Source organism: Sporosarcina sp. FA9, from assembly GCF_051550205.1.
Classification (GTDB): domain Bacteria; phylum Bacillota; class Bacilli; order Bacillales_A; family Planococcaceae; genus Sporosarcina.
In genome coordinates, this window is the sequence record NZ_CP188819.1 from 535,669 (window position 1) to 553,368 (window position 17,700).

At 37.8% G+C, this 17,700-nt stretch carries 16 protein-coding genes; 13 read left to right on the top strand and 3 right to left on the bottom strand.

Annotation, left to right across the window (positions count from 1 at the left end; genetic code table 11):
- Positions 1-11: 11 nt before the first annotated feature.
- Positions 12-2,243: an EAL domain-containing protein gene (locus ACP8HH_RS02555; RefSeq protein ID WP_438315442.1), complete on the bottom strand. Its 2,232-nt coding sequence runs from the start codon at positions 2,241-2,243 to the stop codon at positions 12-14.
- Positions 2,244-2,578: 335 nt separating this feature from the next.
- On the opposite strand from ACP8HH_RS02555, the gene ACP8HH_RS02560 reads away from it, so the two are divergent.
- The 6 genes from ACP8HH_RS02560 (at position 2,579) to psiE (ending at position 8,580) form a co-directional block, all read left to right on the top strand.
- The gene (locus tag ACP8HH_RS02560) at positions 2,579-4,132 is read left to right on the top strand and encodes a hypothetical protein (protein WP_438315444.1); all 1,554 of its coding nucleotides are present in this window, start codon (positions 2,579-2,581) and stop codon (positions 4,130-4,132) included.
- 5 nt (positions 4,133-4,137) lie between these two features.
- Positions 4,138-5,343 (top strand): hypothetical protein, encoded by a 1,206-nt coding sequence (locus tag ACP8HH_RS02565; protein WP_438315447.1) that lies wholly within the window; start codon positions 4,138-4,140, stop codon positions 5,341-5,343.
- Between the two features lie 240 nt (positions 5,344-5,583).
- Positions 5,584-6,171: an acetylglutamate kinase gene (locus ACP8HH_RS02570; protein ID WP_438318981.1), complete on the top strand. Its 588-nt coding sequence runs from the start codon at positions 5,584-5,586 to the stop codon at positions 6,169-6,171.
- Positions 6,172-6,491: 320 nt separating this feature from the next.
- Positions 6,492-6,767 carry a hypothetical protein gene (locus ACP8HH_RS02575; RefSeq protein ID WP_438315450.1) on the top strand — a complete coding sequence of 92 codons (276 nt, stop codon included), beginning with the start codon at positions 6,492-6,494 and terminating at the stop codon, positions 6,765-6,767.
- 632 nt (positions 6,768-7,399) lie between these two features.
- Positions 7,400-7,990: a competence protein ComK gene (locus tag ACP8HH_RS02580; protein ID WP_438315453.1), complete on the top strand. Its 591-nt coding sequence runs from the start codon at positions 7,400-7,402 to the stop codon at positions 7,988-7,990.
- A gap of 149 nt (positions 7,991-8,139) precedes the next feature.
- Positions 8,140-8,580 (top strand): phosphate-starvation-inducible protein PsiE, encoded by a 441-nt coding sequence (psiE, locus tag ACP8HH_RS02585; RefSeq protein ID WP_438315456.1) that lies wholly within the window; start codon positions 8,140-8,142, stop codon positions 8,578-8,580.
- Between the two features lie 114 nt (positions 8,581-8,694).
- Here psiE and ACP8HH_RS02590 read toward each other — a convergent pair whose 3' ends face one another.
- Positions 8,695-8,832 carry a hypothetical protein gene (locus tag ACP8HH_RS02590; protein WP_438315458.1) on the bottom strand — a complete coding sequence of 46 codons (138 nt, stop codon included), beginning with the start codon at positions 8,830-8,832 and terminating at the stop codon, positions 8,695-8,697.
- A gap of 282 nt (positions 8,833-9,114) precedes the next feature.
- Between ACP8HH_RS02590 and ACP8HH_RS02595 the strand changes: the two genes are divergently transcribed.
- Complete coding sequence (locus tag ACP8HH_RS02595) at positions 9,115-10,353, top strand: PAS domain-containing protein (RefSeq protein ID WP_438315461.1); 1,239 nt, start codon at positions 9,115-9,117, stop codon at positions 10,351-10,353.
- Positions 10,354-10,912: 559 nt separating this feature from the next.
- Here the strand turns inward: ACP8HH_RS02595 and ACP8HH_RS02600 are convergent.
- Positions 10,913-11,431, bottom strand: a complete 519-nt coding sequence (locus tag ACP8HH_RS02600; RefSeq protein ID WP_438315464.1) for a c-type cytochrome — start codon at positions 11,429-11,431, stop codon at positions 10,913-10,915.
- Between the two features lie 496 nt (positions 11,432-11,927).
- Between ACP8HH_RS02600 and ACP8HH_RS02605 the strand changes: the two genes are divergently transcribed.
- The 6 genes from ACP8HH_RS02605 (at position 11,928) to adh (ending at position 17,474) form a co-directional block, all read left to right on the top strand.
- A complete protein-coding gene (locus ACP8HH_RS02605) occupies positions 11,928-12,182 on the top strand; it encodes a hypothetical protein (RefSeq protein ID WP_438315467.1) in 255 nt (84 codons plus the stop codon).
- Between the two features lie 143 nt (positions 12,183-12,325).
- On the top strand, positions 12,326-12,940 hold the full coding sequence (locus ACP8HH_RS02610) for a pyroglutamyl-peptidase I (RefSeq protein ID WP_438315470.1): 615 nt from the start codon (positions 12,326-12,328) through the stop codon (positions 12,938-12,940).
- A complete protein-coding gene (gene pxpB / locus ACP8HH_RS02615; protein ID WP_438315473.1) occupies positions 12,930-13,649 on the top strand; it encodes a 5-oxoprolinase subunit PxpB in 720 nt (239 codons plus the stop codon). The genes ACP8HH_RS02610 and pxpB overlap by 11 nt, the downstream gene beginning before the upstream one ends.
- 29 nt (positions 13,650-13,678) lie before the next feature.
- A complete protein-coding gene (locus ACP8HH_RS02620; RefSeq protein WP_438315476.1) occupies positions 13,679-14,443 on the top strand; it encodes a LamB/YcsF family protein in 765 nt (254 codons plus the stop codon).
- Complete coding sequence (locus tag ACP8HH_RS02625; RefSeq protein WP_438315479.1) at positions 14,440-15,306, top strand: biotin-dependent carboxyltransferase family protein; 867 nt, start codon at positions 14,440-14,442, stop codon at positions 15,304-15,306. Before ACP8HH_RS02620 ends, ACP8HH_RS02625 begins: the two co-directional genes overlap by 4 nt.
- A gap of 626 nt (positions 15,307-15,932) precedes the next feature.
- Positions 15,933-17,474, top strand: coding sequence for an aldehyde dehydrogenase (gene adh / locus ACP8HH_RS02630; RefSeq protein ID WP_438315482.1), 1,542 nt, complete (start codon positions 15,933-15,935; stop codon positions 17,472-17,474).
- Positions 17,475-17,700 lie beyond the last annotated feature (226 nt).

Sequence of the window (17,700 nt, forward strand, 5' to 3'; positions counted from 1 at the left end):
TCATTCTCCCTTTAAGATCCATGTTTTTCTAAATAAATTCGCTCAATTTCGTCCGCGGGAAGAGGTTTGCTAAAGTAAAAACCCTGTGAAATATCACATTGGTGGTCGATTAGAAATTCAAGTTGTTCCTTTGTTTCCACGCCTTCAGCAATCACCTCTTTATGAAGGTTATGTGCTAATGAGATAATTGCTTTTATAATGACAGCATCTTTCTCATTGTTCATGATTTCACTTATAAAAGATTTATCGATTTTAATATAATCTATTGGGAAATTCTTTAAATAATTAAATGAACTATAGCCTGTCCCAAAATCGTCAATACTGATGCCGATACCAAGTATATTCAACTGCTCCAATACGTGAATTGCGTATTCATATTCCATGGCCATATACTCGGTAATTTCCACGACTACATAGGCAGGGTCAATGGCCGTACGTTCCAGTACATCTTCCATATACGTAATGAGATTTCTAGTTAGAAATTGTTGCGTCGATAGATTAACGGACATTTTAACCGGTGTCATTCCAGCATCCTGCCATTTTTTGTTTTGTGTACATGCCTCTTCAATGACCCACTCGCCAATTTGAGTGATCAATCCGTTTTCTTCTGCCAGTTTGATAAACTTATCTGGGGGGATCTGACCAAAAGTTGGATGCTGCCAACGGATTAATGCTTCAAAACCAATCAATTTACCCGTTTTGTTATGAATTTGCGGTTGGTAATGCAGGATAAACTCATTTTTATCCAGAGCCCCTCTTAAATCGATTTCAAGTATATAGTCGTGCAACATGGCATCTAATAATTCATTGGAGTGCATGACATAGCAATTTTTTCCTAACGATTTTGCTTGGTACATCGCATTGTCTGCGTACACCATAAGCTGTTCCAATGTAACGGGGGCGACGGGACAAACTGCAACACCAATACTGGCGGTCGTGTATAATTCTTTCCCATTCACAAGAAAAGGTTGTCGCAAGAGTTGGAGGATTTCTTCCGCTTTTGCTGTAACATAATCTACATCGGTAAAATCTTGCAATAGGAAAATAAATTCATCTCCGCCCATTCGCGCAAGCACTTCTTTTTCTCCAAGGCAACCACTTAAACGCTTGCTTACCTCGATCAATAGTTTATCACCGAAAGAATGGCTAAAGTTGTCATTAATGATCTTAAAACGATCCAAGTCGATGAATAGGAGGGCTAAAGTCTTGTGCAGACCTGTGTTTAGTTCCTTAATAATGGATTCTATTTCCTTATTTATAAAGCGTCTGTTTGGTAATTTTGTTAAATCATCGTGAAAGGCTAAATAGTTATACTGCTCTTGCAATGTATAACGATCTGAAATGTCTCTAAACTGACCAAAGGCACCAATCATTTTATCATCCTCATAAATCGGTTGTGCATCGAACAGACACACTACGAGGTTACCCTTATTATTTTTAAATTTTATTTCTTCATTTTTAAATATTTTCCCTTGTGTCAGTACTTCTTTGAAGTATCTTCCAGTTAAATGGGAGTCTAAAATATTTCTTCCCACGACCGATTCTTTACTGAGATTCGAAATTTTTTCTGCGAAGTGATTAAATTCGGTCGTAATTCCATTCTCATCTGTAATCACAATGCCATTTCTAGTTCTACTTAACATAATCTGATTCATAATATATAGCTTCTTATTTTGTTTTCTCAATAAGAGTTCTCTTTCAATGGAGTCAACCGATTGGGTTAGCATCGTTAAGAACAGTTCGTTTTGAAACTGAATCGGCATCATGATACACACACTACCAAGCAAGTTATTGTCGTCTGTATAGTGAAATGTGGTCCCGTAGCAAGCGATTTCATGAAGAAATGTATGATAATGATGTTCGCCAATAAGGCTAATCGGATGTCTTTGCTGCAATGTCAGACTAATCACATTCGTACCTGTCTCTTCTTGTATAAATAGACTACCAGGCTGAATACCGAATTGTTCAATTGTAGACTTAATCGTTGCGTCTCCTTCAATTTCAAGCAGGTACCCATCTGCATCTGAAACAACAACGAGTATCGGCCTTCCTATTAAGGAATCCAGTAGCTTATTGGAGAAAAAACTCACGACTGATAAAATTTCACTATATGCTTTTTGCTTCTGTCCAAACTCCACTTCATTTAAAAAAGTCTTCGGTATAGCAACCTCGTTCGGATCCATGCCAGCAAGCTCACAGATTCTCTTTGATTCTGTAATGTAGTAAGGCTCTACTGTTTTCATACTTCTCACCCCCTAAAAAGGTCTTTTATACTATATACCCAACTTTTCTAAGTTTAGACAGAGAAATTTTGCCTGTGCTTGAAAGGGCGGACATCTTCATCAAAAGAGCGGACATCCCGTGAAAGAGGTTGAATTGTTTGTTGTAGTTGTTTCTTGCACAGGTACTACAAAATTTAGAAAACGACCTAGTTGTCAGAATAGTGTCAAATTTGTATGGGGGACTGTCACCGTACCAATATATTCAGTATATTCACCTATGATAATCTTAATTAATGATATAATTATAGAAGTTGTAGAATATTCACTGTCATATATTGAGCAAGGGGTTGTTGAAATTGATAGATAAAGAAATTAGTGAGAACCTTACAAAGTTAAAAGTAGTTCAAGATGATTTAGAAGTTGTTTTTGAAATTGAATCCATTGAATTAAAAGACCAACTAGAAGATCATAAACCAAAAGAAGGGCTCGATCGTGTCAATGAGCTTTTATCATCGAATCAATATAAAGTGGATGAGTTAAACATAGAAATAGATCGGTTGACGAATCATTCGGATGGAATAGACTATATGGTTGCTGTTGGTAGTGGCATACTTGCTGGGTTTATAGATATGTTCTGGGTTGGTGAGTTTAGTCTTGAACGGGGGAAAGACTGGAGTACTGAAAAGGTTAATAACTTTGTTAAGAAGATAGCGGAATGGAAAGGTTATAAGGGGGACGATTTACCAGGTGCAATCAGGCATCTTGAAAATAACTTTGGTGCAGCCAGTGACAGCAATACAAGTGATTTTGGTGGTGGTTTGCAACATCATTTGCGTGATTTTGCACACCATCCGACTCCGGTTGGACTTGTTTTTTCGATGCTTACACAGTTTACAGGAAAATCGTACGGAACCGATAAATTGGGTATTTTTAAGATTGTTGAAGTGAAAAATACGGCACTTATTGGTGAAGATCTTCCACAGAAATTTTTATATGGAGTTGTCCAATGGTTTTTTCATATGGTCAGTGATATGGCGGGATCGAGCTCATCACCAGGTGCCGGAACAGGATTACCGGGTCCCTTATTATCACTTGCAAAAGAATTATCTGCACTTCCATTTTTCAAAGATATAAAAATTGGCGACACTGGTCTTTCGGTATGGATATCCAAATTATTTAATGGTACGTTACTGGCTAAACGCGATGAAGCCGGAAAAATTGTAGAGCCATTCCGATTCGATTTACGAACCGAGATTGGCGTTGGTTATGAAATCGGTCGCCAAGCCATACCCGTTGTGTTAAATGAATGCATCGTACGTGGTTTTTATTTCATTCGTAGACTGGCTGCAGAAATTAAAGAAAAAGAGATTCGTCGAGTTGACGAATTGAAGCAGGTTGACTGGAAACATGTATTGCCATTTAAAAATCGCACGATTGTTCGAATGCTTACTATTTCTACAGGCACTTTTACTGCTATCGACCTGGGGGACGCAGCCATTCGCGCGGGAATTAAATCGGGTGGCAATCAAGCGCTATTTTTGAAAGAATTTGTTTTGCGAGTGAACTTTGTAGGTGTCGGAAGGTTTGCAATTGCTGTTGGAAGTGACGTCGGAATGGGTTTGAAGAAAGGAAAGCTGGAGAATGAGCGAATGGCTCTTCATAGCCAACAGTTGCATTTGATGAACGCGAAAATAATTTATTTACAAGCCGATGCATGGATAGAAGCGGAAACTACTGAAATGACAATAAATGAAGTGCTTGGAAAAATGGAGACAACGACCCAATTTTTTGTGGAATCTTGGAATGCGAACAGGCAATCTATGAAAAGTATAGGAGAATATAGACAAGGAATCCAAAAGCATAATCCGGGTTTGATTGCCGAGATTAGTGATATTTTAAAATGGGGGTAATACAAATGAATGGTGAAGCAGTTGTTTTAGAGCCAGAAGAATTAGTACGTATTGTTTTATCAGATACCGATGAAAAAACTTTACCTACATTAATCTATGAACAAGTAGATAAACTGAAAGCACTTGATGTGAGCATACAAGATGTATTATTATCTGCTGAAGCTGCGATAGAATCAGCAAATAAAGCGGAAAATAGGTCAGCGGGATTTGGGAAGAAAAAAGTTGCGATTGAAGAACTACAAACGGTAGGAGTGGATTTGGCTAAAGCGGTTCAATCAGGTGCAAAAGCGCAAAAAATATCGTTTGAATTTCAAACGAAGCTAGCTGAAATCACAAAGTACTTATTCGGTCTCGGTGTAAGTAATATAGCGAGTAACCGATTTGTAGTACGTGAACTCGAACTAAAGCTGAAAAATGCTTCACAAGAAGAAATATCCGAATTGGCTCGTCATGAGTTAATGTCGGTTATCAAGCAATTAAAAGAACAAGAAGATATATTAATAAAATTAGAGAACCTTTCTAAAACTTCGAAAAGTCATGAAGAAAAACTGGAAATACAATCTCATATAAATCATTTTATTGAAGGCCAACTAGATGCACAAACTAAGGCTAGTCAGCGAAGTAATGAACAGTTAGGACTTCAAGTAGAGAATAATAAAAGATTTGAAGCGCAATTGAAAGCTCAAGCCGTAGTCGAACAAAAGCATAGCGAACAATTAAAACTGCATACAAAAATGGGTGGAAATCTGGAGAAAAAAATACAAGCTCATGAAGAAGTCCATAAGATTCATAATGTAAAATTAATAGATCAGGAAAGGATTGCCATAGATCACAGCGGTAAATTAAAAGAACACGAAAAGGTTACTAGTATTCATAGCAAGAGGTTTAATAATCATGAAGAAGTTCATAAAGAACTTGAAGAAAAGATCGTGACCGAAACCGTGCACCGTGAAGAACGGTTATTACATTTTGTAGAAAATCATGATCAAGCATTCGTGAAATTAAACGAAAAGAACATCAACTTACACGAAGAAATCGAATCTAGTATGAAGAAAATAGAAAATCAGCAGAATGAAATAAAAATACTCAATGAAGATATACATAATTTGAAAAGTACATTAGATATGAAATCTAGTAGTGCAATGTCAAAAGCGAATTTAGCTATTGCCACTTCAGCTTTCATCTTAGCCATCATTCATTTTATAATTTAAAATAGTGTTACGTACCTGCGCATGAAACTATACATTACAATTACATATTTATTAGATATATGCTGAAAAACTCTTCGAATTTGTACGTATATACAATTGATTGAACTGTTTGTTGTTGTTGTTTGCACGGCTACTCTAAATATATTTTCCTACTCCATATTTGGTTAATCAACCGGGATGAATGGTGCATATACTAACCTTATGGGGGATAAATGTATGGAAATTAAACAAGGGAGTGGAATGATGCATCCTTACGGTTATTGTAGATACTGCTATTCTTGCATAAGTAAGACCGAAGTTGGTTTAAAAAATCATATGCGCCTGATTTGGGAACAGCACATAGCTTGGACCAGAATGACAATCATGGGACTAGTATTTAATTTACCTGATATTGACTTTGTTACCGCCCGTCTTCTACAGAATGCCACAGATAATGGAAATGCGATACGGCCTTTTTATGGTGATCAGATAGCCGAAATGTACGAAAGTTTAATAAAGGAGCATCTAGTGCTTGCTGCCAATCTCGTCAAGGCGGCAAAGGCGGGTGATCAAAAAGCCGTGGCGGATACGGATAAAAAGTGGCATGCCAACGCAGATAGGATTGCGGAATTCCTAAATAGGATAAATCCTTATATACCAGAAAATGAATTCAAAAAAATGATGTACGACCATTTAGGATTAACCAAAGCGGAAGCGGTATTGATGCTTCAAAAGGATTATAAATCCTCCATTGATACGTATGACAAAATAGAAACGCAAGCTTTGGAAATGGCTGATATGATCTCGGGTGGGATTGTAAAACAATTTAACTTATCGGCTTACATGTGAGGATGGTCCTATCGACTCGACAACAGTCCTTACAGAGATAAAAAAATGTCAACTGGGAAGTAGTTGACATTTTTTTATTTTGTGAAATTTTAGGTGCATGAGAATGAAGTTGTTCCGATCATACACTACGATTTCATATTTATTAGGTATATGTTGAAAAACACATTGAATTCGTATGTATATACAATTGGTTGAATTGCTTGTTGTGAATTGTACAGGTACTTCACATTAATTCATTGGATTTACTCAATGCATATTTTCTGGACATATAACAATACTAAGCATTGGATCAGAATTTGTGTGGAAAGGAATGAGGAAAAATGGGCAAGGATTCGAATACAAGTTGGAAAAAGGATAATCCAATTAATTTTTTAAGCAGCTCTGTTCAAAAGGCGGAACGTTCAGTAAAGCAAGCGATGTCGCACCCAGAGGAGATAGCGGTTGAACATGCTTTCAATTCAATATCCCATGCAGAAGGTGCACTCTTAAATGCGGAGCAACTTCATGAGCATATGGATACAGTGGAACAAAGTAAAGAACAGTTAGAGATGATAAAGCAGCAATTGCACGAAGCCGATGCGATTGTGAAAGAGTAGCATTATAAAACAATAACCCCGTAGGTGAACATTACTTACGAGGGTTATTTTTCTAAGGTTTTGGATGCCTGAACATAAGACTATTTTTACTATGCACTATAATTACATATTTATTAGATATATGCTGAAAAACACATTAAATTTGTATGTAGTTGTATCTTGCACAAGTACTATAAAAAGTAGAAAACGACCTAGTTGTCTGAATAGTGTCAGAATTGTAAAGGGGACTGTCACCGTACCTAACCGTACCTAAATCCTATTAAAGCAGCTGTTTTATTAATAAATAAATCGTTAATAGAAGATTATGATAGTTCTGGACAATCGTTGTTAATATAGGATATAATATGTATTAGATACAATTACGTAACTAATATACATATTATGGTAATCAATTAAATGAAATGATGTTTTCTGTTTTAGGTAATAAATACTGTGAATGAAAGAAAGTGGGGATTGTAAAGGCCTATAGATTCGCCTTAAAGGAGGTGAGTGGGTTGTGGTGTTGAAAAATACAAAAAATCCCCGAGTCTGTCGTGGTTGACAATTAGGACCCGGGGAAATGAGTTGGAGTATACCAACATATCGTTAGTATACTCCCTATTACAAAAAAATGACAGATAAAAAATGGGGAGATGGACAAATTGGCTTATTCGGATAGTTTTTTACTCGATTACGGAGCTAAAGTTTTACTACCGGTACATGATGAGACCGGTACATTGTTTACGACTATTCGAACTGGAAATAGAGAAGTAAGAGTAAAATTAGGGCCGACAAAACTGATTGATTTTAATCTGGGTTATTTTGGTTCTAGCTTGAGGGGTGCGAGTGATGGGGCCCGAATGATTTTGGGCAAAAGCAATATGAATCCCGTTATTTTCAATGAACGATTAGCACACTGTTGGTTTCCAAGTAAATCACCGTATAAAGAGGACTGCATATGGTTTGCACTTCATCAGATTAAAGATTATGTCGAAAAATGTAAACATATGACGCAAGTGATTTTTCACGATGGAAGTACATTCGTTGTAGGCGTAAGCAGAGCCTCATTTGATGCTAAAGTAAGTAAAGCATACAAACTAATGGGCAAACGTGAAATCAGAAAAAATGTATCCCATCACCAGCAGCAAGTGGCCGAAACAAAAGAATTATACAGAATACGAAAACACGGTGAAAATTCAAATGTACATATTCTGGACTCGCATATTCTAATAGAGCAGCCCTAATAGAAATTTTGAAAAAACACCTCCTTCAATTAACGCGTTAAACGCATTAATTGAAGGAGGTGTTTTTGCCCCCAATTCTTCCCCCAAAATTATTGACAAATAAATCTACCAGCGTTTATAATAAAACACCTATGAAGGGAGGAGCTAATATGCTCAAGAAAAGATATGCACATGCTTTACGAGTTTTTCCGGAAATCTTACAAATGTTCTTGAATATTATGCTCGTTATTCTCGCACTTATTTTGTCTGTGTTATTAATTAAAGAATTATTTGTCTTTGGACAACATTTGTTAGCTGGCGATCAAACCGACTATAATGCTTACTTGGCGAATATTCTAATTTTCTTTCTATATTTCGAATTTATCGCGATGATTGTTAAATACTTTGAAGATGAATATCATTTCCCACTTCGTTATTTTATATATATCGGCATCACTGCGATGGTAAGATTAGTCATTGTAGAACACGATCATCCCACCCATACATTAATCTATTCCTTTGTCATTCTGATTTTAATTATAGGGTATTTTATCATCAATATGACGCCGCGTGATCGACCTGATAATAAATGGTATTTTAAAAAGGAATAAATTTTTGGTGCATGTGAATGATTGTATTCTCACTACACACTCCAAAAAACTTGTTCATATAGAAACAGAGCCTAATGGGGTACAAACCTCATTAGGCTCTGTTCGTTTCGGTTATCATTCAAAAGTTGTTTTTGTCATCCGGCTTGCTCCATTGTTAATTAAACCTTGTATTGTGACCACTTCGTTAGCGTCAATTGCAATCCATTTACCGTTTATCTCTACCAATGGGTATGCGTGACCCGGTCGTGCCATAATTATTGTGTTGTATCCGTGTGCGTCGAATACTTATGAAAGGGCTGACATCTTCATAAAAAGAGAGGACATCTTCATCAAAAGAATTGTTTGTTGTTGTTCCATGCACAAGTACGCCGCAACCATAGATTTTCAAAGTATGTCATAAACATGTATAATAAATACATGTATAATATTGTCCGGATTTACTGGCTTCTTATTTTTTTGGATGCTCCATCACATGTATGTGAATTGTGAAATAAAAGGCAACTCAAGCTTCAAAATTTGTTGTGAGGTGAAAAAATGTTGAATGTACAATTTAATATAAAAAATATTAGCGCATTAAAAGAACTATTCGTACGTCTACGCCATGATGGATTGACTGCATCAATCCAAGTCGATTTTGACAGAAGTTTAAAAGATTTCAGTTTTCGAGACATACTGTTAATACAACTCGAATTAATAAACGGAGACTATGGGATTACGATTGAGGATGTTAAAGATTTTTCCAGCATTTATCCCGATTTATCCAAAAACGCAACTATCTACGATCCGGGTCATCCAGTTCAAGTTTTTAAAGAAGAAAACGCTGCATTTCAAGTTGTGATGAGTCAAATCAAGGACCTTTTTGAATTAATTGATAAGAATCAAAACCGGCTTCAGAAAACAAATCAAGTAGTAGATGAATTAAAACATATTATATTTCGATTAGGGGAATTTCGTAACCATTATAATCGTAAAGAAAAGCTCTACTTTCCTATTTTAGAACGCTATGGCTATTATGCCCCCGCAAGAACTGTCTGGAGGGTGGATATTCGTATCGGTGCTTTATATCAGGCTTTAAAAAAACAATTTGATGAACATCATGAAACAAATATTGAACGTGTTCGGAAAAGGTATGATGTATTTGAAAAAGAATTTAAAGAAATGATATATCAAGAAGAAGCCATTATTTTACCAATACTTCAAACGATATTTAGTGAAGAGGATTGGGCAGCTATTGCAAATGAAAGTGATGCGTTTGGCTATGCAATCATCGAAACTCCCGGCGAAATATGGACGCCGAAATCAGAAACACTTATTGAAGATGCGCTTAGCGGTACACTATCCGCACAAACCCTAGTTTATGGTGGTGGTGGTTACTTAACGACAGAAGAGGCTAAACTGATTTTCGATAATTTGCCACTGGAAATAACATTTGTCGATAAAAATGATATGTTTAAATACTTCAATAAAGTGGCAGAGGCATCGGAAATGATGCTCGTCCGAACTCCAATCTCAATCGGGCGTAATGTAGCAAATTGTCATCCCCCTAAAAGTTTAATGAAAGTAATGACATTAATTCGCGATCTTAAAACAGGGAAAAGAACTTCTGAAAGCATGTGGTACAAAAAGAATGGCCAATACATTCATCTTACTTATAAAGCACTCTTTAATGAAGAGAAAGAATTTATGGGCGTTTTGGAATATGTCCAAGATATTCAACCTTTCTTTGATTTGCCAAGCGAAGTCAAAACAGGACTTAGCAAACTTGATGAATAGGTAGGGGGTGCCTTTTTAGGTATGTGCTTGGAGCTATTTAGAATATAAACTACAAATTCTAGAAGTTATTTTTAATGAAGTAACGGAACTCGGAATTACGGATGAAGTACTAGTATATCCTGATGGTCGAATAGTGCCGGTAATTAAGTCGAAATGGAAGAAAAATGATTTTCCCTATAACTTAGATGTTTATAGGGAATTTTGGTGACAGTCCCCCATACAATTCTGACACGATTCTGACAACTGTTTAGACGGGGTTAGTTACTCACACAAGGAAGCTTACTTGGTTTTTAAAAGTGCTACCCTGTTGGCGGATACGGTAAGGTGAAGGGTATAAAATACGATGCGTTGGAGGTATGTAGAAATGAAAGACAAAACTAAATCAACGGTTAAATCAGGTGTTACATTTGGCTTAGTAAGCTGTGCCTGTGCACTACACAACTTAGACGCTATTCCGAGTTGTGTTGAATTTGCGTCTTGCATAGGAACCTATTGTTAAAAATAAAGAGGCTGTCCCTGAGTCATTTTCATGACTTTTTGGACAGCCCCTTTTATTTGCTTATTTTTCAGCTACTATAAATTTTTCACGATCTTCATCTGTTAACTCATTTTCTCTTTTTAAAATCCAGTGGCCAACCCACTCTTTTAGGATTTCTAGCTGTTCTTCGCGTTCCTCATCTGTTAACCCAAGGTATTGATACATATTCCCGGGTTTGCCATCATCTTTGTTTTCACCGTTATCTAATCTTCTCATCAGTGCACCAGCTTCAGAGCCATTCACAACGGCTGTTAAGTTTTCGTAAGTATCAAGACGTGGTCCTTGCGACAGTGCTTTGTATTTTTCAGGATCTTCGCCGAATTTAGCCATCGTTGGCGAATTGTCACCATGACAAGTGATACAGCTGTTTGTAATTATTTGTTCCACATCATCCACATATGTAACATTTTCCTCGTTTGAAGTATTTCCTAGATCTTCCTTGCTATCATTTTTTTTATCATTCGAGCAAGCACTTAACATTAAAATAAAAATAATGGTAAGTGATGATAATCTTGCTAGAGTCCAGTTTTTACTTTTCATTTATTACACTCCAATACCTTTTAGTGGGAACTATTACACAAACCCCCCTTTTTGGTTCCGATATGGTCTATTATACATTGCTAACTTTAATATTCAAGTAATCTACCTATCTACCTATTGTTGTGCCTGTGCACAACACAACTTATGCACCATACAGAATTGCTTTGGACTTGAGTCTTGCACATGCACCTATTGTTATGAAAGAGCTGACATCTTCATCAATAGAGAGGACATCCAAACAGAAAGAGCGGACATCCCGACGAAATGAGCGGACATCATCATAAAAAATTGTTTGTTGTTCTTTCTTGCACCGATACCCCGAATTTTAGGGACCTATGCATGAAAATAATCTGACTATACACTACAATTAGATAATCATTAGTAATATGCTGAAAACTCTCTGAATTTGTAAGTATATACAATTGTTTAAATTGTTTGTTGTCTTTTCTTGTGCAAGTACCCCATACTAATGAAAGAGCGGACAAACCGAAGAAAAGTGGTCGAGTATAATGGAAGAATAGAAATATATCTGTCTGAGCCTATAATAAGTAGAAAGACATTAGAAGTAATTTTGAAAAATGAATTTCAAACGGATCTTGCTTATTTTTACAACAATTACATGGAAAAGATACTTCCGAAATTACGCTTCGCAGTTACTGCCTTTAAAGATGGGCAAGGGCATACGCGCCCATTATTTGATATTATAGAAGTTGATGTGTGGATGAGTGAAGAAGAGAATGCATTCCTGTAGATGAGACGTGTATTTCAGCACAAATGCAATTTAATTTGGCAGTGTTACATCTTGTTGGAAGTGCAAAATCTTCATTCTCCAACAACGGAAGTTGCAAAATTCGAGAACGACCACTTAAATTATAGGAAAGAAGGTTAATTATAATGAAGAAATTATTGCTAAATGGCTTTGAACCTTTTTTGAAATACACTATAAATCCGACAATGAAAATAGTGCAGGAACTCGATGGTCTCACAATTGGCGACTATATTATTCATAGTGAAGTGTTATCGGTGGACTTCAATGCATCCGGTGATGAACTTCTTGCACATATTAAGCAATTGCAACCCGACGCCGTTATTTCTTTGGGATTAGCAGGTGGACGTTTCAAAATGACGCCAGAAAGAATTGCCATTAATTTCAAAGACGGGGAACGTGATAATGTAGGTAATAATCCCGTAGATGAACCGATACATATGAATGGTGAACCCGCCTATCTTTCTACCTTGCCAATTCGGGCGATGGTCAATCATTTGACGGCCAATGGATTGCCTGCAGAAATTTCAAATAGTGCAGGTACTTATCTATGTAATAATGTAATGTATGAAGGATTAGCGTATGCAAAAAGTAATAACCACAATATGCTTTCAGGGTTCCTTCATATGCCGGCTTCCCATGAATTAGCCATTCAACATGGTAATATCCCAAGTTGGTCGCATGAAGATTTGAAAAAAGGAGTACAACTTTGTATTGAAATGTTGTCTGAAAATGGACAGTAAGAAGAATCCTGAACCTTTAGTAATGGTAACAAGCGAACAATCCATTCGTTTTCAATTTGGCACGTCCATTAATGATGAAACGTATAAAATAGTTCAAGCGTTTTGTCGATTTATTAATGAAGACAATAATTACCTTTTAGAAGAAGTTGTCCCAAGTTATCATACCGTTACACTTTTTTATGAAAAAGAACTTAAAAATCCAAATGATCTTATTGAAGACATTGTTAGGAAATGGTCATCTATTGAATTAACGGAATCGTTGACTGCTCGTAGGTCCATAAAAATACCGGTTTGTTATGATGAGAAATTCAGCGAAGATATGGACCGAATTACAAAGCATACGGGGCTTTCGCGCAATGAAGTAATTGCCTTGCATACGGGACAGATCTATACCGTTTATATGATTGGTTTTTTACCAGGTTTTCCTTATCTAGGTGAACTGGATGCAGCATTATGTGTGCCAAGGCTGGAAAAGCCACGATTGAAAGTACCAAAGGGGACTGTTGGAATCGGGTTTAATCAAACAGGGATTTATCCACTTGAATCTCCGGGGGGATGGAATATTCTTGGAAGGACACCACTCGATTTATATTGTCCCAACCGAGAGGAATCTTTTCTTTTACAAGCAGGAGATTTTGTCTCATTTTATTCTATTAGTGTTGATGAATATTTTGAAATGGAACATGAATTAGAAATTAATTCACAATAAATCTATGAAAGCATAAAGGAGGTGCCCCGATGAGAATCGATATAAATGCAGATGTAGGGGAAAGTTACGGTCCTTATATAATAGGTGAAGATGAGTTACTATTTCCTTTTATCACTTCTGCGAATATTGCGTGCGGTTTTCATGCAGGCGACTTCAATGTTATAGCCTACACGATAAAAAAGGCGGTAGACCATAAATTGGCAATTGGAGCGCATCCAGGTTATCCTGACCTACAAGGTTTTGGTCGTCGAAATTTAGACATGACTTCACGCGAAATTTACAATGCTGTTGTTTATCAAATAGGAGCGCTTCAGCAGTTTTGCATCATTAATAATGTGCCACTTGCTCATGTTAAACCACACGGAGCACTGTATAATACAGCCGCTGTAAAAAGAGACGTGGCAGTTGCAATTGCAGAAGCCGTCTATGATACAGCACCAGATGCTTATTTATTTGGATTGTCCAATAGTGAATTGATTCGTGCAGGCGAGGAAATAGGTCTTAAAACTGCGAGGGAAGCATTTGCGGACCGACGTTATGATGAAAACGGCTTTTTATGTTCCCGCTTACTTCCTAAATCCGTTTTACAAACTCAAGAAGAAATTGAAAAACAAGTACTGAGCATAATACTAAATGAGGAAGTCCAAACAAGTTCCGGAGGTATTATCCAGTTACAAGCAGATACGATTTGTTTTCATGGCGATGGAAATGAAGTGTCGAAGCGAGTGGAATCACTTCGGAATTTATTGCGAATTAAAAATATAATGGTAAAAGTAATAGGTGAGGGTAATTGATTCCTTTATTTCAAGTCATCCAACCCGGTGTATATAGTTCAATACAAGATATAGGAAGAACTGGATACCGACGTTTTGGCATGCCTGTTTCTGGACCCATGGATCAATATGCATTTCAATTAGGGATGGAAATTGCGGCCAACGAAGAAACAGAAAGTGCACTGGAGCTATTCTTAGGTGGATTGACGTTAAAAGTGCTAATGGATCATAGAATTACATTAGTAGGTGCAGATCTGACAGCGATGATTGATGATGCTCGGGCACCTATGTGGAAGTCCTTTTACGTTTGGAAAGGCCAAACACTACGTTTCGTGAAACCGAAAACCGGATCCATCGCTTACATTATTCCAGAAGGTGGATTTTATGCAGCTAAAGTTTTAGGAAGTCAATCCGCGTATCCGAAAGGGAAAATTGGCGTGGTAGTTACAAAGGGTTCGATACTTTATGTGAATACTCCGAATAAACAAGGGATGAATCGTGGACTTGTTGTAATGAATATTCCTCAATATAAAAATAATATCGAAGTCGAAGTATGGACAAGCCCACATTTAGATTTGTTTAAAGAAGTCAGTGTGCAAAAGTTTTTCAGCTCTGCCTATACAATGCGTGGTGGAGATCGGATGGGTTACTTTATAACGGGTTCCGCATTAGAATTCAAGAGCAGCGCTGATATTATAAGTGAATCAACCCAGTTCGGCACAATTCAGGTCCCTACGAGTGGACAACCCATCATTCTAATGGCTGATGCTCAAACTGTAGGGGGATATGCAACCATAGGTAAAATTGTAAAAGACGATTTATCTAAAGTTGCCCAACTTCGAACAGGCGGCACCATTCGCTTTTCAATGAAAGTTACGGATTGAATTTTTTAGGTGCCTATGCATCAAGTAAATAAAAGTCTTCCAGCCAAGAAATTGGTGGGAAGACTTTTTTTCTTGTATAGATACCTGGTGCTAATGAAAGAGCGGACATCTTCATCAAAAGGGCGGACATCCGAACAGAAAGAGAGGACATCCCGGAGAAAAGAGCGTACATCCGATGAAAGGGGGGACATCTTCATCAAAAGAGCGGACATCCCGAAGAAAAGAGCGGACATCCGATGAAAGGGAGGACATCATCGTCAAAAGAGCGGACATCCCGAAGAAAAGAGCGGACATCCGATGAAAGGGAGGACATCATCGTCAAAAGAGCGGACATCTCCATCGAAAGGGCGGACATCCGAACAGAAAGAGGGGACATCCCGGAGAAAAGAGCGTACATCCGATGAAAGGGGGACATCTTCATCAAAAGAGCGGACATTTAGGTATCTGCGCATGAAACTAATCGGAATATGCCCCGCAAGAAGGTGAAAATCATTTTTTATCTATACTAAAAAATAGCGAATCAAATAGTTGAACTATTCCATCTAATCTGTCAGAATAGGAGTTAAGTAGTTTGTTGTAAGCGCATACATTGTGTTGCGTAGAAAGAAAAAAGGGAGGAATATAGAATGGTTCAAACAGTTGAAAATCCAGTATACGCATTTCCGAATACCGAAGGAGCAAAGGTAAACTTCAAGGAACGTTACGAGAATTTTATTGGCGGTAAGTGGACTGCGCCTGTAAACGGGGAATACTTTGACAATCCGACACCAGTAACGGGCAAGGTATTTACGCAAGTAGCACGCTCAACTGCCGAGGATATTGAACTCGCACTTGATGCTGCGCATGCAGCAAAAGATGCATGGGGAAAGACATCTGTTACAGAACGCTCAAACATTCTACTGAAAATTGCAGATCGAATGGAGCAGAACTTGGAGATGTTAGCTGTTGCTGAGACATGGGAAAATGGAAAAGCGGTTCGTGAAACGTTGAATGCCGACTTACCACTTGCAATTGACCACTTCCGCTATTTTGCGGGTGCGATTCGGGCACAAGAAGGCGGCGTCAGCCAAATAGATAACGATACAGTAGCGTATCATTTCCATGAGCCGATTGGTGTAGTCGGACAAATTATACCGTGGAATTTTCCGATTTTAATGGCCGTATGGAAGCTCGCTCCAGCACTGGCAGCCGGAAACTGTGTCGTGTTAAAGCCTGCTGAACAAACACCTGCATCAATCTTAGTTCTCGTTGAGCTAATCGAAGATTTATTACCTGCTGGCGTTCTGAATGTTGTAAATGGTTTTGGACTTGAAGCCGGTAAACCACTTGCGTCAAGCTCGCGCATTGGAAAAATCGCATTTACAGGTGAAACAACAACGGGGCGTCTCATAATGCAGTATGCTTCACAAAATGCAATTCCCGTTACGCTTGAACTTGGTGGGAAGTCACCAAATATTTTCTTCGAAGATATAATGGATGAAGACGATGCGTTTTTTGATAAAGCGGTAGAAGGGTTCGTCATGTTTGCACTTAACCAAGGGGAAGTTTGTACATGTCCTTCACGCGCACTAATTCAGGAATCGATTTACGAAAAATTCATGGAACGTGCATTAGAGCGAGTCGAAGCGATTAAAATCGGCAATCCGCTCGATCCGACAGTTATGATGGGGGCCCAAGCATCTACGGAACAGTTGGAAAAGATCATATCCTATCTAGACATCGGTAAACAAGAGGGAGCGGAATGCTTAACAGGTGGCGCACAAAATAAGTTGGAAGGTGAACTTGAAGGCGGTTATTATGTTCAGCCAACTGTATTTAAAGGGAATAATAAAATGCGCATCTTCCAAGAAGAAATTTTTGGACCTGTTGTCTCTGTTACAACATTCAAAACGAAAGAAGAAGCACTTGAAATTGCGAATGACACATTATACGGATTAGGTTCTGGTATTTGGACAAGGGATATGAACACTGCGTACCGTTTTGGCCGTGGTATTCAAGCGGGCCGCGTTTGGACAAATTGCTACCATGTCTATCCGGCACACGCTGCATTTGGAGGCTATAAAGCATCTGGTGTAGGACGCGAAAATCACCTAATGATGTTGAATCATTACCAGCAAACAAAAAATATGCTTGTTAGTTATAATGAAAACAAACAGGGCTTCTTTTAACTGAATTCAGCAGAAGTCTCCCACTTCTATAAGTGGTGAGATGAATGCGAACTTTTTTCTTTCAGTGGGGGTCCAAACTCCGGCTGAATGGGGAGGAATGAAGTTCAATTCCTCCTTGTTAAAGCCTCCGGCGGATGTCACAGATTTTTAGTGGAGTTTTTCGAGTAAACTCGAAAAAAATCTGGACGCAATTACGCCAAGGCGAAATTGATATAAAGGAGGAAAG

Excerpts from the sequence above, each read along its gene's own strand:
- ACP8HH_RS02610 (WP_438315470.1), top strand. The coding sequence starts at position 12,326 with ATGAAGAAATTATTGCTAAATGGCTTTGAACCTTTTTTGAAATACACT.
- ACP8HH_RS02590 (WP_438315458.1), bottom strand. The coding sequence starts at position 8,832 with ATGGCACGACCGGGTCACGCATACCCATTGGTAGAGATAAACGGTAAA.
- ACP8HH_RS02580 (WP_438315453.1), top strand. The coding sequence starts at position 7,400 with ATGGACAAATTGGCTTATTCGGATAGTTTTTTACTCGATTACGGAGCT.
- psiE (WP_438315456.1), top strand. The coding sequence starts at position 8,140 with ATGCTCAAGAAAAGATATGCACATGCTTTACGAGTTTTTCCGGAAATC.
- adh (WP_438315482.1), top strand. The coding sequence starts at position 15,933 with ATGGTTCAAACAGTTGAAAATCCAGTATACGCATTTCCGAATACCGAA.
- ACP8HH_RS02570 (WP_438318981.1), top strand. The coding sequence starts at position 5,584 with ATGATGCATCCTTACGGTTATTGTAGATACTGCTATTCTTGCATAAGT.
- pxpB (WP_438315473.1), top strand. The coding sequence starts at position 12,930 with ATGGACAGTAAGAAGAATCCTGAACCTTTAGTAATGGTAACAAGCGAA.
- ACP8HH_RS02595 (WP_438315461.1), top strand. The coding sequence starts at position 9,115 with ATGTTGAATGTACAATTTAATATAAAAAATATTAGCGCATTAAAAGAA.
- ACP8HH_RS02555 (WP_438315442.1), bottom strand. The coding sequence starts at position 2,243 with ATGAAAACAGTAGAGCCTTACTACATTACAGAATCAAAGAGAATCTGT.
- ACP8HH_RS02600 (WP_438315464.1), bottom strand. The coding sequence starts at position 11,431 with ATGAAAAGTAAAAACTGGACTCTAGCAAGATTATCATCACTTACCATT.
- ACP8HH_RS02575 (WP_438315450.1), top strand. The coding sequence starts at position 6,492 with ATGGGCAAGGATTCGAATACAAGTTGGAAAAAGGATAATCCAATTAAT.
- ACP8HH_RS02620 (WP_438315476.1), top strand. The coding sequence starts at position 13,679 with ATGAGAATCGATATAAATGCAGATGTAGGGGAAAGTTACGGTCCTTAT.
- ACP8HH_RS02565 (WP_438315447.1), top strand. The coding sequence starts at position 4,138 with ATGAATGGTGAAGCAGTTGTTTTAGAGCCAGAAGAATTAGTACGTATT.